Raw genomic sequence first — 16,443 nt, forward strand, 5'->3', positions numbered from 1 at the left:
CAGGCCTAAAAGAACAGCTCTGGATTTAAAATTTATTGACCCAAATGTTCTCTCAAATTAAAGAATTAATGGTTAAGATTTTCATAGGTGGCCTTCCTGACAATATCCAAGAGATGGATTTGGCAATATTGGTTAGTCTTCATGGTAGGGTAGAAACAATTAAAATTGTTCGCGACAGGGCTACGGGCAAATGTAAAGGCTATGCTTTTTTGGAAATTTATAGTCTTCCGGATGCAAAAAACATTGTATCAACCTTAAATGGCGAAACATTTAAAGGTAATGTAATTACCGTTAAAATATCTGAAGAAGAAAGTGGTGTTCAAGCTGCAAAGCCAAAATCGAACCAACCATTTAAAAGCAAAAGGCCTAGGTTACAACGTTAATTCTGTTTATCAAAACACGCTTTTGTGAAGGTTAATCATTAATAAACAAGAACATTAAGGTTTTCAGACTTAAATTTAGAAGCGATCGTCTTCTTGAACTCGTTTCCGGATCTTCTAGGATGGCAAATTTATCATTAAGGAATTAAGAACATTAAGGCTTAAATTTAAAAGCGGGCAGATCTTTCAAAAAAAAATATACAAAAAAGGGATAAAATCTAAGAATTTTATCCCTTTTTAACTTCTACAAATTATTGTTTACCAATATACACTATAAAGTGCAACCAATAATCCGATGATGATTAAAGCTCCTACTGCAAAACTAGTAGAGGTTTTAAACATTTTAGCATCGATGGCCAATCCTTTAGCTTCTGCCTTAACTTTGTTGCTCGCTAAACTGATGATTACCATACCAAGGATACAGAATACAAACACGAAGCCCATACGATCTAAAAATGGAATTTCGTAAACACCAGCTGCATTTTTAACTGAGAAGCCCATTCCCGATAACCATGAAAGATCGGTAAGGGTAGGTAAGAATTTAAGTAAAATAGATAAGCCGAAGCCACCAATTGTAGCGAATAGTGCTGCACTCGAAGTTGTTCTTTTCCAAAAGAAACCTAGAATAAACATGGCAAAAATACCTGGCGAAACAAAGCCTGTATACTCCTGGATATATTGAAAACCACCTTTTTTATCAATTCCTAAATGTGGCGCAATCAATACACCAAGAATCATGGCTACAACAATAGAAATTTTACCTGTTGTTACCAGGTTTTTCTCAGTTGCATCTGTTCTTAATACTTTCTTGTAAATATCCAGCGTAAAAATAGTTGCAATACTGTTTGCTTTACCAGCCAAAGAAGCTACAACCGCAGCGGTTAAAGCGGCAAACGAAAGCCCTTTTAATCCGGCAGGAAGCAAGTTTAACAATACCGGATAGGCACGATCTGGATTTACAGATCCATCTTGCAGCATTTCTGCTTGAAAGGCGCCATCTTTATACAAAACATAGGCTGCAATACCTGGTAACACCACGATAATTGGCATTAATAATTTTAAAAATGCAGCGAAAAGAATACCCCCACGGGCCGTCTCCAGGTTAGCACCCAAAGCACGTTGAGTAATGTATTGATTACAGCCCCAATAGTTTAAGTTCACAATCCACATACCGCCTACAAGCACACTTAAGCCGGGTAAATCGATATAATTTTCATTATCAGGCTTTAAAATCATGTGGAAATGTTCAGAAGCCTTCGAAGTCATTAAGCTATAACCTTCTAAAACACCTGTTGTTCCATAGTGGGTAGAAACTAAGTTTAAAGCCAAATAAGTAGTGGCCAAACCACCCAGAATTAAGAAAAACACCTGGATAACATCGGTATATCCGATAACTTTCATTCCGCCAAGCGTAATAATAATGGCAAAAATTGCAATGGCATACATACAGAAACTTAAATCGAAACCAGAAATACTGCTTACCGCTAAAGCACCTAAGTAAAGAATTGAGGTTAAGTTAACTACAACATAAAGTAATAACCAGAAAACAGCCATAATCATGGCGACAGTTCCATTATAGCGCTGATGCAAAAACTGCGGCATTGTGGCAATTTTGTTTTTCAGGTAAACCGGAATGAAGAATACCGCAACCACCACTAGGGTTAGTGCGCCCATCCATTCGTAGGTTGCAATGGCTAATCCCATTTTAAAGCCTGATCCGCTCATACCGATAAACTGCTCTGCAGAAATATTCGATGCAATTAACGATGCGCCGATGGCCCACCAGGTTAAAGAGCCTTCAGCAAGAAAATAATCTTTAGAACCTGTAGATTCTGATTTTTTCTTGTTGTAAATGTAGAGCCCATAAGCGGCCACAATAACGAAGTAGATTGCAAATACAATGTAATCCTTCGTGTCTAATAAGTTGTTTTTCATTGATTTATTTGGTTAGTATACCTTGGGTTATTTAAATTTTAATTGAATAAACTGGTTCCGTTATCGGTTTGAACGGTGTAGGCATCAAGCTTGAGTCCGAATTGCAATAAATATTTTGAAGATAGCTCCTCGATTAAATCAGCAATTTTTTCTTCTTTAACAATATTGATGGTACAACCACCAAAACCACCGCCCATCATTCTGGCACCTAATACATAATCTAGTGGCTTAACTGCTTCAACCAAGAAATCTAACTCTTTACAGCTTACTTCATAATCTTTGCTTAAACCTTCGTGCGTTTCGAACATCAGTTTACCCAAACCTTGCAGATTACCATTTTCCAGTTGCTCCGCAGCGGTTAATAAACGGCCGATTTCTTTCACTACAAAACTACATTTGGTGTAAACTTCCAGATCTTTTGGCTTAACATAGGCTTCTAACATGGTTAAATCTACATCACGAAGAGTGCTTACATTTGGATAATGCTCTTTTACCCAAGCTACACCTTGTTCGCACTGTGCTCTTCTTTTGTTGTAAGCCGAATCGGCAAGTGCGTGTTTTACATTTGTATTTAAAAGCAACAGTTTATAGCCATCCAGCTTTAAAGGAATGTAAATATGTTTCATCGATCTGCAATCGAGCATAATGGCCTGATCTTTCTTGCCAAATACCGAGGCAAACTGATCCATAATGCCACAGTTAACGCCAGCAAAAGTCTGTTCGGCCTTTTGTGCAATCAATGCGATATCCATTTTCGGAACGGAAAGCGAAAAAAGTTGATCGAGTGCAAATCCGGTTGCACACTCTACAGCAGCCGACGACGATAAACCTGCGCCTAAAGGCACATCACCATCGATATAAAAGTTAAAGCCACCTAACGGGTAACCTCTTTCTTTTAACTGATCGGCAACACCTAAAATGTAGTTTGCCCAGCTATTTTCTGATTTCTTTAAGCTTCTTATCGATGAAATATCAAACTGCTGATAACTTTCAGAAAATAAATGTATTTCATCGTCTTCTCTTTTTGATATGGCTACATAAATGGCCTTATCAATAGCAGCAGGCATTACAAAACCACCATTATAATCGGTATGCTCGCCAATAATATTGATCCTTCCTGGCGAACGCACCAAAATAGGCTCAACATTGAAAAGTTTTTTAAATGTATTTTTTAAATGTTGTGCATTCATTATTTAATATTTTTAGTCTTCAGTCTTGCTGATTTTATAGTGTGTTGTAGACATTTCTTTTAAACGGTTGGCGGCAAATTCAGGGGTAATATCGCGTTGGGGATTAGCCAACATCTCATAACCGACCATAAATTTTTTAACTGATGCAGAGCGCAATAATGGTGGATAAAAATGCATATGCCAATGCCATTCAGGATAATAGCCATTGTTTACTGGTGCCTGATGCATACCTGCAGAATATGGGAAGGAGGTTTCGAACAGGTTATCATATTTGGTTGTTAATACCTTAATGGCTTCCGCTAACGATTTCTTTTCAGCTTCTGTAAACAATTTAATGCTATTTACATGGCGTTTGCTGATAATCATGGTTTCGTATGGCCAAACTGCCCAGAAAGGTACAAGCACTGCAAAATGATCATTTTCAAATATAATGCGTTCGTTTTTCTTCTGCTCCAGTTTAAGGTAATCGGCCAACAAACTCCTTCTATGAATAGCATAGTAGGTTTTTTGGCGTTCGGTTTCTTTGGCAATTTCTAAAGGGATATCACCCTGCGACCAGATCTGCCCGTGAGGGTGTGGGTTGCTACAGCCCATTATTTCGCCCTTGTTCTCAAAAATCTGGATGTATTTAATCCAATCATTTTCGGCAAGGCTATTAAATTCATTCTGCCAAACATTTACCACAGCAGTTATTGCTTCCACACTCATTTCAGGAAGTGTAAGGTTATGTTTAGGACTAAAACTGATTACCCTGCAAAGTCCTCTCTGATTATTGGCTACCAATAAATCATCTTCGTTCATATCACCCGCAGGCGTGTCTTCAAGCAATGCAGCAAAATCATTGTTAAAAACAAAGCTTTCGGTATATTCCGGATTGCTATCGCCATCTGCCCTGCCATTACCAGGACATAAATAACATTTAGGGTCATATTCCGGACGGTTATCTGGCGTTACATCTTCAACCTTACCCTGCCAAGGCCTTTTAGTACGGTGTGGAGAAACTAAAACCCATTCGCCAGTTAATATATTTAACCTGGTGTGTGGATTACTATCGAGTTCGAATGTTTGGTTCATTTTATATTTTCAATTGGTTAGAAAAAAGAAAGCATTTAGCTTAACCTATCTAAGCCGCCAAATTATAAAATTATTATTAATTGTCAAAACGACAATTAATAATAATTTTTATTTTCGTGAAAATTTGAACATATTAAGCCCTTTAAAATCTCGGATAAAAAATGATTGAATATTCTAGGCAGCCGCATTATCTTGTTGCTGTTGATTGCATAGTGTTTGGATTTGACGGTGAACACCTTAAAATTCTGTTGGTTAAGCGGGGTTTAGAACCCGAAATAAACAAATGGAGTTTAATGGGTGGTTTTGTGGGTGCAGATGAAAGTCCGGATGATGCAGCAAACAGGGTACTCAAAAAAATGACGGGTTTGGAAGGTGTTTACCTGGAGCAGATGCAGATTTACGGAGAGCCTGCCCGCGACCCAATCGAAAGAACACTTTCTGTCGGATATTTTGCCCTCATTGATATCCATAAATATGAGGCGCAGTTAAATGATGATTATGAAGCTGAATGGTTTTTGATCAACGATCGGCCAAAACTTATTTTCGATCATAACCAAATGGTTGCCGATGCCCGAAAAAAACTAAGGTACAAGGCAGCCCTCCACCCTATCTTGTTCGAAATGCTGCCAAAAAAATTTACGATTCCACAATTACATATTCTTTTTGAGGAAGTAAACGATACTAAAATCGATACCAGAAATTTCAGCCGTAAAATTACCTCGACTGGATTATTGATTAAGCTAGCTGAAAAAGATAGGACAGGTTCTAAAAAAGGCGCATTCTATTTTAAATTAGATAAGAAGAAATACAGTGCTAATTCGCAAGCATTCTTAAACTTAATGCCAAATTTAAAGGTTTAATTATTTTTTTTGATCTATTTTTCTTATTTGGTTTATGTAAATGAACTGAATAAATTTCTACGTCCAGACTGATGGAAAATGGCACTGATTAGAATTAGCTTAGGTAAAATCGGTTCAGAAAGTCATTGTTAAATTTTGAGGATTAACAGGATAAACATAAGTTCTTAAAAAAAACATCGTTATAGCAGTAATCATTTATGAGTATGTTTGGGCAACAAACACACAATAAACTTAAATTAATCTTAAAACATGAACATTACCAAAAATCTTTTATTTACTACGCTCCTAGCTTTGTTTACCCTTACCATGTACTCTTGTAAAACAAAAAAACTGGTAGCGAAACCAGCTCCAGCACCTGTTGAAAAGCCAGCACCACCAGTAGAAGAGAAAAAACCAGCGCCTGCACCAGAGAAAGAAGAGGCTCCGGCTCCCGCTGAAAAACCCAACTTTAACTTAGACAATATCCAGTTTGAGTTTAATTCGTTTGTACTTAAAACATCATCATTCTCTATCCTGGATAAAGCAGTTGCGGAAATGAAAAAATCGCCAAACACAAAATTTATTCTTAATGGTCATTCATCTGCCGAAGGCACACCAGAGCACAACATGCAGCTTTCTGTTGATCGCGCAAATGCTGTAAAATCGTACTTTATAAATGCAGGTTTAAACGGAAATAATTTCACTGTTGTTGGTCATGGTGAGAAAGAGCCAATTAGCAACAATACCAGCGAAGAAGGTAGAATACTGAACAGAAGAACTGAAATAAAAGTTCAGAATTAATTCTTTTAAAAAATAACAAGAAGGGCCATGGTTTAATTTCCATGGCCTTTTTTTATTTACAAAGCGTTCGTCATACTGAACTTGTTTCAGACCTTCGCCTACGCTACCATTGACAGATTCAAAAGAAAGGTCGTCCTTGCGAGGAGGAACAACGAAGCAATCTTTCATGCTAGTGATCCTTTCCATAAAGATTGCTTCCCCGAAAAACGGGGCAGGCTGTCGGCTGAAAAAGCCTTCTCGCAATGACGATAATCTGAGGAGATTAATCTTTAAAATTCTCCTCAGGGTGACAATCGGAAAGGCATTTATTTTTGATACACCCTAACGTAATCAACCTCCATTCTGTTGGGAAATTTAGTGCCGTTTAATGATCCACCGTTCATACCACCCATCGCTAAATCGAACAAGATATAATGTTTTTGCCTAAAAGGATGAAAATCTGATCCATCATCATTTTTAAGATCTTTTAAATTGGTTTTATTCAGGAGCATTCCATCTACAAATAAGCTAATGGCTTCACTATCCCAATCCATACGCCATATATGAAACACTGCTGCCCATTTTTTTCCACCCAATTCGGCTACGGATTTGGTATTGCTAAACCATTTTGCCTTTTTATCGGGTCCTAAACTTGCTATATTGGCCAATAATTTTCCACGGTAGTATTCCATAATATCGATTTCGCCGTTTGCAGGCCAGCGGCCTTTTACGCCCAGTGTCCAAAATGCCGGCCATAGTCCATCTGAGATGTCGATCTTTCCTCTCATTTCGAATCGGCCATATTGCCAGCTCTGTAAACCTTTGGTAATAATACAGGCCGAAGTATATTCTATATTTTTGGGCTTTTTACGCCAATCTTCACTTCCTGCTCCGTATAACGGATTTGGTTTCACTTCTTTCCGGGCTTCGATAATCAGTTTGCCATCTTTACAAAATGCATTATCATGCTGGTACCACTGCAACTCTTCGTTACGGACAAAACCTTTTTCATAACCCCAATTAGTTGGATTGGGGGAACCATCTTTGTTAAATTCATCATTCCAAACCAGTTTATAGCCTTCTTTAACATAAGCATTTGAAAAATTCTGATCCTTGTTCACAGCACATGATTGCATTACAATACTTAACAATACAACAAGGGAGAATGGAATTCTATTTCGCATAGGGATTTTTTGATCAACTAATTTAACATTATTCTTAAATAAAAAATTCTCTGGGTTTTCTAAAAAGAAACCCAGAGAATAAGCAATTAACTGTAAAGCTGCCTGTTAAAGTGATTTAAGCATTACTTCTTTTACAATCCAGAATTGGTTTCCTGATGCCGTCGACATCGTGGCTAGAAAGCCTATTGAAACTGTTGTTGATTGCGTTAAGGTAAACTGGAACTTATTATTTGCAAAATTGGTATAACCCAATGAAGTTGATACATCGGCCACATCTGGCAGGGTATTACCAGCTGCTGCTACGATGTAAACCGGATCTTTTGCTTCATTTTTGGCCATGGTAATTTCGAAACTATAGCTACCAGCCGGAAGCGTAAAAGTTTGGTATATTTTACCATTGGTAATTTGTGCAGTACCATCCCAGCCCATTTCCATGGCCAAACAACCACCCTGATCCGAGCACCATCCTCCTAAACCGCCATGATTTTTAATATTCGCAGTAACCGTCCAATCGGCAATATTACGCCAGCGGCCACCACTTGCAGCAGCTACGAAAGGATTTCCTTTATTCTTAAAGTAGGTTGAAGTGATATCAGCACCTACCCGTTGCGTTTGAAAAGCCGTCGAAAAAGTATCAATCGATACCGTATCAGGTAAAAATAAGGTACGGTACCTTAAATTTGTACCTGGTTTAATATCAGAAATTGAAGTTGTTGTTTCATCTATTTTAGTTCTGATCTTTTTAATTACGTTACTCAGATTGGTGTATTCTATCTCGGTAGCAAATACCCCTGTTAATCTATCCATTCCCTGCCAGGTAATTTTAGTTGCACCACTCGCATCTGTAAAAGCAGATTCTATTGGCCTGTTAAATAAGGATGATTGGTATCTTGCGCCGTAAGATCTTCCTGTTTTATATACTGGGATAGACTTATTTCCAACTCCATCATAGGTATAGATTTCAAAATTCTGCACGCCTTCTTTTACATTTTCTACAAAGTACTTTAAGGTATCAATAGCGTACTTCTTCTTTACCTGAATAACCACTGAATCGGCCTTGTTATTCCAAAAGATTTTACATAGTGTTACTTTCGGATCGGACAGAAATAAGCCTCTGATGTACACCCTGTTATTTCCCGACATTACTTTCACCGAATCTAATTTTCCGGTGTAAGAAATTTCCCCTTTCTCGGTAAACTTTTTGTAATCATCGGCTTTTGTGCAGGCCAGGTAAGTGCCAGCCAATAGGACCATAAAAGCGAGTTTTATGGTTCGTATATTTATTTTTTGATTATTCATCTCTAAAATTCTGTTTAGTTATTGCCTCTATCTTGGGTCTCCATAAAGTTGAACTTCTGATACACTCATAAATGAAGTACCCTGCCAATTATTAATAGATTTTATACGGATGTACCTTACTTTCTTCAGTCCTACAGCAAAATTGTAGCTTATACCGGCATTTGCAAAAGCATAATCTTCACTTGTTTGTACTCCATAAGCACTTTTAGAAGGCTTTTGAGAACTATATTTGCCCAACATTACCCAGTTATTATAACTTCCATCGGCAGGTGGGTTATCGGTTCCCCAAATTTCAAAATCTTTTAAATTACCCCCATAATAATAGGTACGGCCAGCATTCAGGTATTCAGGATAATTCCAAACCACAATGCGGCTAAGTGTGGCAATTTTGCCCAGATCGAAAGTTACCCATTGTGGTGTTAATACCGTCGTTTTGGTTAAACACACACTTGGCCAATCGATAATATTGCCATCCCACATTTTTGAAACACCGGTAGAACTGTACTCTTGTGGGGTATCTGTAGGCAAGATTACTTCTTTATAGGTCGATTTAGACAATACAGTTTCGTAAAGTGGCTTCAGCGTAGTAAAAAGCGTATCGCTATAGTTTAACCACCTATCTCTAATAGTAATGGCAAATTTCTGACTTAAAGTATCCAATCCTCTGATTGACTGATCGATATCTATAGCAGCAGTATAGATATTTTTTGAAGTTGGCACATATTTACCTTTTGATAAAACCAATACTTCTATTGCTAAATCGGCCTTTGATGGGTTGCTTCCCTTAAAGTTTAATCCACCAAAATCGGCAACCGCTTTAAGGCTCCTGTAAACACCCCAAATTGGATTTTCGAGGGGCTTAACTTTAACAAAAACGGGCTCGGAAGCAGTTTCACTTCTATTTACCGCATACACTTTAACCTCATGCTCTTTGGTATCACCAAAACCCTCTACCAATAAACTATTTCCATAATAAGAAGTTTTCACTTCCATTTCCTGTCCGTTGGCCAGGTTATATACTGCCTTTACATACAACAAATCTTTGTCACTGGGTAAGCTAAAAGTAATAGTGGCATTGCCCGGACCATTTGTAATGGATATATTAGACACTTTTCCGGGAGGATTGGTATTATTTTCTAAGGGTTCAATTACATCTTCCTTACAGCTTGAAAAGGCTACTGTTAAGCCAACCAGCAGTACTAGCAGGTTTTTATTCATTCTTTTCATATTGAATATTTTTATAAAAATTAATATTACCAACCTGGGTTTTGAACCAGTTTAGGATTAACTGTTAAATCGTATGTTCTTAATGGCCATAAATAATCGCGTGGTGCCACAAAATTCTGGTTAAATATGGTTCTAACACGATAATACTCAGATGCTGTTGGCTGATAAACACTCCATCCGGTGATTGATTGGTTAAACATTTCTGCAGCACGTTTCCAGCGTTTAATATCCCAGTAACGGCTACCTTCAAATGCCATCTCGATCAGCCTTTCTTGCTGAACAATTTCGCGCATACCATCTTTTGTGGTGTATTTGCTCGGATTGTTAGAATAAGTAGCCCAAGAGGTTTGTACCGTTTGAAGACCCGCTCTTGTTCTAATGCGGTTAATGTATTCGTAAACATCGGCAGAAGGACTGGCAAGGGTTTCGTTTAAGGCTTCGGCATACATTAAATAAAGATCTGCCATTCTTACCTGTGGCCATGGATAGTCGCGATAACTGGCACCGTTCGTACCATTGATCATGTTCCAATCTACCAGTTTCTTAATAAAATAACCCGTTTCGTTATACCAGCCAAAGTTGTTTGCACCAGCCACCTGGTTAGATTTACCTTCTAATACGAAGGTACCTTCATCAGAATTGGTTGGGCTATCGTATTTGTACCAGATACCGCCATCAAAACCTAAATCGGCATAAAATCTTGGTTCTCTATCAAAATTAATCCTTGCCGTAGTATAACCTTCCTTAACATAAAAACGCTCACTTTTAACGGCTGTTCTCAGGGTATATTTATTGGTAAAATCGAGGGTTTTATCTTCATTAATCGGCACACCATTCCTGCTGTAAAACATTTCGGCAATTTTTAAAGGTGGAGCCAACTGTTGCCTGGCGCTACCCACAACCACAGTTGCAGCTAAACGTGGCATTGCTGCTCTTTGCATATTGAACGTCCTGCTACTCGGATTTGCCCAAACATGTTCTAAATTGGCATTAAAACGCTCGGTGATGGCTCCTTTAATGGTTAACTGCCTAAGTGTAGTATCTGATAATTTAAAAGTGGTACCTGGAAATTGATACAGTTTAAATCCAGCAGCTTCTGCAGCATCAATAGCGGCTTTTGCTGCATCAGCAGCCTTTTTCCATTTACCAGCATCATAAGTGGTATTAAATAACACTACACCATCCTTATCCCTAAAATTATTATAGTCGGTATTTCCGTTAAATAGCGGACTTGCAGCGGTTAATAAAAGTTTTGCTTTTATGGCAAGGGCAATAGGTTTTGTAATGCGCCCCAGTTCGGTACTTTTATCAGTAATAATCTGTGGCAGATTAGGAATAGCCTGATCCAATAAGCCAACCACATAGGTTACACATTCATCAAAAGGCATTCTTTTAACCCTTACTTCTTCTTCACTAGCACTAATTCCTAAATTGGTATCAATAATCGGAATAGGACCATACATCCTTAAGAGATAAAAATTATAATAGGCTTTTAAAAACTTTACCTCCGCAATCCAGCGTTGTCTTTCATCTAAGCTTAAATCTGGTATTTTGCTTAAGTCTTGTACGTTTTCCAAAAAAATATTGCAGTTTCTGATGGCTTTGAATAAACCATAATTACCATTTGGGTTATCATTATAATTGAAAACATTTCCACCACCCTGATAACGACCATTCCAGGCATCTAAATACGGATTTTCAGCACCTTGACTACCTCTGGCCATTCTCCAACCATAAGAAATAAATTCTCTTTCATCTAATGAAGTCCAGATTTCATCACCAGCCATAAAACCGGCATTCAATAAGGGCTCTCCATCTTTCGGAAGAAAAGAATAACAGGTAAACAGGTATTTTTCGGCCTCATTTCTTAGTGTAAAGGCATTATCTATTGTAGCAACGTTATCGGGCACAATATCCAGGTATTTTTTACAAGAACTGATGGATATTGCGATAACGAGTATGGCCAGCATCAGTTTAGCTAAACCTGGCTTCGCCGTATCTTTTCGAAATAAAATATTGTTGATTTTCATATTTTTCTTTTTAAGCTCAATCGTTAGAATGAAACATTTAAACCTAAATTATATACTGCTTGAACAGGATATCCTAAGCCATTTCCGCCCATTTCGGGATCCCATAGTTTAAAAGCACTTAAAGCCCAAAGGTTAGTGGCATTGGCATAAATCCGGGCACTGCTTAGCCCAAGTCTTTTTTGCAGTTTAGTTTGCAGATTATAACCAAGTTCTACACTCTTTAATCTTAAGAAAGAGCCATTACGCATCCACCAGGTTGAGGTACGGGTATTGTTGTTTACAAAATTAGGGCTTAAACGCGGCCAGAATGCGTAGCTATCTCTATTCTGCTCTGACCAGTGGCTATTGGCTATTACTTCTAATAATCCATTTTGTGTAACGTTAGGATTACCAGCTTCGTTATTAAGTACAAAAGGGGAAATATTGCCTGGATTGATAAAAAATGAAGACCTGGCCGAACCTTGTAAAAAAGCAGAGATATCGAATCCTTTGAAACCAAATGTACCTCCGAAACCATAAATAATTTCGGGACTGGTAGGTAAACCAATTGGCACCTGATCTACATCACTGATAATACCATCGCCATTTACATCTCTATATTTAATATCGCCACCACCATAATCTAAACCGGGTACGCCTGCAAACTGTACAGGTGAATTTTTGGCTTCAGCATCATCAATAAATAGACGCTCTGCAATGTAGCCGAATGATTGTGTAGTGGGTAAGCCTACATGATAACGATAAGATTCATTTGCATTAAATGAAGGCTCATCGTAAATTAATATTTTGTTGGTAGCATAAGTGAAGTTACCGCGTAACTGAAGAAACATACTATTGCTAAAAGATTTGTTATAGCTTGCAGAAAAATCGACACCTTTACTTTCTGCTTTATTGGTATTGGCTCTTACAGCTGCCTGTAAGCCCATTGTGCTTGGTATAAAGGTTCTATCGGTTAAAATGTTCGAACGTTCATTTTTATACACATCGAATGTTAAGTTTAAGCTATTAAACAAGGTCATATCCAATCCAATATTAGTTTGTTTAGATCTTTCCCAGGTAATTAATGGATTAGAATAACGCGAAATGGAAATACCGTCTCTGTAGTATAAACCGTCCTCACCAAAACTAGAACCAAATGTTCCGTTGTTCATGTTTACTTCAGAAAGGTAGAAGAAACGATCGGAAGCATTACCAATCTGATCGTTACCCACCAAACCATAAGTTGCCCTTAACTTTAAGCTATTGATTACCTTTGTAAGTGGCTTAAAAAAACTTTCGTTCGAAACAATGTAGCCTAAACCGAATGATGGGAAGAAACCAAAACGGTTATTTTCTGCAAATCGCTCTGATCCGTTATATCCAAAGTTAAATTCAGCCAGGTAGCGGTTGTCGTAACCGTAAGTGGCTCTTCCAGATACACCTTGGTTACGCGATGGCAAAGAAAGTTGAAGGCTACCAGGATTTGCGGCCAGATAATTCCTCATGGTGGTGATCAACATTGCACCTACCGCATGTTTCTCTTTAAAAGTACGGTTGTAGTTTGCAGAAAACTCAGCATAAAATGTAGAATTCAAATCTTTCGTCCCTTCTGAATAACCTAAATATTCAGTACCTACCGGACCAATAGACAATGCACCACCACCGTTAATCAGGCTAAGTCCGATTGATTTATCTGGCTGTTCAGTAGCAGAATAATAGAAGGGATTGTAGGCGCGTGAAATATCAAAATATGAATATCTACGGGCATAAGTCATCATCCTGGCGGTTAAACCTGGTGTAATAAATTTTAAATCCTGCTTAATTTCTATCTGGGTTTGTAATGTTGAGGCATTTTTATCCTGATAACCTTTTACCATTTCGGCATAAGGATTCATATATAAACCACCCCTTGGTGAAATGGCATTACCAAATAAAGGGTGGTTGCTAAAAGGCGACAAACTTGCTGGATAAACCGCTGGGAACATTACCGGGTTAGACCAAATTGCCCTGTTAAAGGTAGCACCGCCACCACCTACCGGACCAGTATAATCATCAAACTGACCGTAAACACGAATAATAGCTTCAGTAGTATTGGTTAGGTTAATGTTTACGTTAGAACGGACAGAATAATTCTTTAACTTAATATTACTGTTAAAGTTATTTAAATCGGCAACTTTTAATACCCCGTTATCAATATTATAAGTACCAGCGATATAATAGCTCGCTTTGGTTCCCCCTCCAGAAATGTTAAGGTTATAACGTTGGTTAATGGTATAATCTTTAATTAACTGTTCTATCCAGTTGTTGTTAGGATAAAGCAATTCGTTTTCACCTGCTGCAGTAGCGTCTATCTTGGTTTGCAAATATGGTAATATGGCCAAGCGATTGCGTGTAAGAGCAGCTTCATTGGCTAGTTTCATATAAGTTACGTTATCGGCAAACTTAAAATTCTGGGTATTGGAGGATAAGGAAGACTCAGCCCGAATTCCAAATTTAGTTTGACCTGCAACGCCAGATTTAGTTAAAATAAGTACTACTCCATTTGCACCCCTGGCACCATACACTGCAGATGCTGTTGCATCTTTAAGTACGTTAAAGGAAGAAATATCGTCAGGCTGCAAACGTGCCATATCATTTTGGCTCGATTCGATACCATCAATCAGGATTAACGGATCTTGCTTGCCAGCACCGAAGGTTCCTAAACCACGGATAAAAAACTGTGCGTTATCTGCACCTGGTTCACCGCTCCTTTGATAAGCAATCATACCAGCTACCCTACCCGCCATCATGGTGGTTAAATTACTGGTTGGCCCCTTAAGCTCTTTCGGATTAATGGCCGTAATAGAACTGATTACACTTGTTTTTTTCTGTGTACCAAAGCCTACAACCGCTACTTCATCTAATGAGTTGGCATCCGACTGGAGTGTTACATTAATTACATAAACGCCCTCGGCATTTTTATCATAATTGGCAATGGCAACATTTTTAGGTTTGTAACCCACTAATGAGAACAATAATTTACCTGTTCTTGGTAATTTAATGGTATATCGTCCAAACTCATCGGTAGAAATTCCACGATTGGTGCCCGAAACTTTAACATTTACACCTGGTAAACCGCCAACGGTATCTTTTACTACTCCCCTTACCGTTACATCTGTTTGTGCAGATGCGGTTAAGCAGGAAGCTGTAATCACGAAATAGATCAAAAACTGCAAGATTGATCTAAAAGCAATACCCTGCTGATGGAGCGGGATTTTCTTCGGTAATTTTTTCTTCATAAAAATTGGTTTAAATTGGTTAGTTATATTAATATCATATTGAGTTAGCTTAACTGCTAAACAGGCATGGGCATTACACAGTTATTCCGATCGAAATATTTCGTTAGTTATCGCTTAGGAATTTGGACTTAATGCCTATATCCTTTTCACAATTTTGATTAAGTAATTTGCTCGGTCAAAAGCAAATGAGGTTCATTTTATTTTTGCCGGAGATTTAAGATGGAATGTGGAGTAGATTTAGCTTTCTTCATAAAGTTTTGTTTTAGGGATGACTAGTTTGGTTAAGGGGTGATTGTAATTTTTAATTAACATGATCGATATCTGAGGTTTTGTCTTTTCATCAGATGATTTATTAGGTTTTATATCGGCAAAAAACTGATTGTAACATTTATTAATTTGCTACAATCATTAATTATTCTTGGTAGTTAATCTAGAATAATCTGGATCGATCATATATTCTTATACTTGGTTAAAACAAATTAACTACAAAAATTGCGTTCGTAGTGAGGGGTAATACGGTAATAAGTAGGGGTTAAATCGTTACTTTTTAGTCTTGTTTGATACTTTTGAGCATTTTAGTCAAAAATTAAACGTTAGAAAGACGTTTAAAATAAAAAAAGAATTTTACAAACCCCGATCAATTACTTGTCATTTTCACGCCTGTTTACATCAATATTTTCCATTGTTTAACAAAGGATGTTCTAGCAAAATATTTAGCTAAATCCGAATTAAAAATCAGCGAATTAGATTAAATAATATCAACTCTCCAACAATCAGACAGCGTTATTTGCAAGCAATTATTACATTAACGCATTCTATTAATTGTAGAAACCATTACAGGATATTTCACTTCAATTACAGCATATCAAAACTGGCTGTAAACAAAAAACTCCGAACCTTTCCCTATGGGAAGATCCGGAGAGCAGAATGCATTATTAAGTAAAGCAGATTATCAAGTAAACCCAGGTATCTCAACCTGAGATTCTCACAGAACCGTACGTGATGGTCTCCCATCATACGGCTCTTATTATCGTAATTCCATAGTAGGTTTTGAGCCAAATGTCCAGTGTGCAAAGAGTTTTGGTTTTCGTTTATATAAACGCTTTAGCCATTTCATCGCACTGGTCACGCTGACTCTCAACCCTTTGTATTTCCTGATTGCCCAGTTAGCCAACTTTGCATTAACCCCACGCAGAAAGCCTTTCAACTTTGAGCTATGGAATTTTCCGTAATAGTTGATCAAACCCT

11 protein-coding genes and 1 pseudogene are annotated in these 16,443 nt (G+C 37.7%); 3 read left to right on the forward strand and 9 right to left on the reverse strand.

Annotated features, from left to right (window positions below):
- The first annotated feature begins 68 nt into the window (after positions 1-68).
- On the forward strand, positions 69-383 hold the full coding sequence (locus EZ456_RS22570) for an RNA recognition motif domain-containing protein (protein WP_225876600.1): 315 nt from the start codon (positions 69-71) through the stop codon (positions 381-383).
- Between the two features lie 255 nt (positions 384-638).
- Here the strand turns inward: EZ456_RS22570 and EZ456_RS22575 are convergent, their stop codons facing one another.
- The 3 genes from EZ456_RS22575 to EZ456_RS22585 are packed head-to-tail and all read right to left on the reverse strand — an operon-like array spanning position 639 to position 4,579.
- Positions 639-2,315, reverse strand: a complete 1,677-nt coding sequence (locus EZ456_RS22575) for a sodium/sugar symporter (RefSeq protein ID WP_131534076.1) — start codon at positions 2,313-2,315, stop codon at positions 639-641.
- Positions 2,316-2,353: 38 nt separating this feature from the next.
- Entirely contained in the window at positions 2,354-3,505 is a 1,152-nt protein-coding gene (locus EZ456_RS22580; RefSeq protein ID WP_131534078.1) for a galactokinase, read from the reverse strand.
- A 12-nt stretch (positions 3,506-3,517) separates the two neighbouring features.
- Complete coding sequence (locus tag EZ456_RS22585) at positions 3,518-4,579, reverse strand: UDP-glucose--hexose-1-phosphate uridylyltransferase (protein ID WP_131534080.1); 1,062 nt, start codon at positions 4,577-4,579, stop codon at positions 3,518-3,520.
- Positions 4,580-4,740: 161 nt separating this feature from the next.
- On the opposite strand from EZ456_RS22585, the gene EZ456_RS22590 reads away from it, so the two are divergent.
- A complete protein-coding gene (locus tag EZ456_RS22590; protein WP_131534082.1) occupies positions 4,741-5,439 on the forward strand; it encodes an NUDIX hydrolase in 699 nt (232 codons plus the stop codon).
- Positions 5,440-5,688: 249 nt separating this feature from the next.
- Complete coding sequence (locus tag EZ456_RS22595; protein ID WP_131534084.1) at positions 5,689-6,219, forward strand: OmpA family protein; 531 nt, start codon at positions 5,689-5,691, stop codon at positions 6,217-6,219.
- 305 nt (positions 6,220-6,524) lie between these two features.
- Here EZ456_RS22595 and EZ456_RS22600 read toward each other — a convergent pair whose 3' ends face one another.
- From EZ456_RS22600 to EZ456_RS25445, 6 genes and pseudogenes are all read right to left on the reverse strand, one after another.
- A complete protein-coding gene (locus tag EZ456_RS22600; RefSeq protein WP_131534085.1) occupies positions 6,525-7,382 on the reverse strand; it encodes a glycoside hydrolase family 16 protein in 858 nt (285 codons plus the stop codon).
- A gap of 105 nt (positions 7,383-7,487) precedes the next feature.
- Positions 7,488-8,681 carry a DUF4998 domain-containing protein gene (locus tag EZ456_RS22605; protein WP_131534087.1) on the reverse strand — a complete coding sequence of 398 codons (1,194 nt, stop codon included), beginning with the start codon at positions 8,679-8,681 and terminating at the stop codon, positions 7,488-7,490.
- Positions 8,682-8,708: 27 nt separating this feature from the next.
- Positions 8,709-9,908 carry a DUF5000 domain-containing lipoprotein gene (locus EZ456_RS22610; RefSeq protein ID WP_131534089.1) on the reverse strand — a complete coding sequence of 400 codons (1,200 nt, stop codon included), beginning with the start codon at positions 9,906-9,908 and terminating at the stop codon, positions 8,709-8,711.
- Between the two features lie 26 nt (positions 9,909-9,934).
- Positions 9,935-11,938, reverse strand: a complete 2,004-nt coding sequence (locus tag EZ456_RS22615) for a RagB/SusD family nutrient uptake outer membrane protein (RefSeq protein ID WP_225876601.1) — start codon at positions 11,936-11,938, stop codon at positions 9,935-9,937.
- Between the two features lie 23 nt (positions 11,939-11,961).
- Complete coding sequence (locus EZ456_RS22620) at positions 11,962-15,195, reverse strand: SusC/RagA family TonB-linked outer membrane protein (protein WP_131534091.1); 3,234 nt, start codon at positions 15,193-15,195, stop codon at positions 11,962-11,964.
- A gap of 1,027 nt (positions 15,196-16,222) precedes the next feature.
- Positions 16,223-16,443 (reverse strand): annotated as a pseudogene (locus tag EZ456_RS25445) (hypothetical protein); the annotation flags it as partial.

Source organism: Pedobacter psychrodurus (assembly GCF_004331735.1).
Taxonomy (GTDB): Bacteria; Bacteroidota; Bacteroidia; order Sphingobacteriales; family Sphingobacteriaceae; genus Pedobacter; species Pedobacter psychrodurus.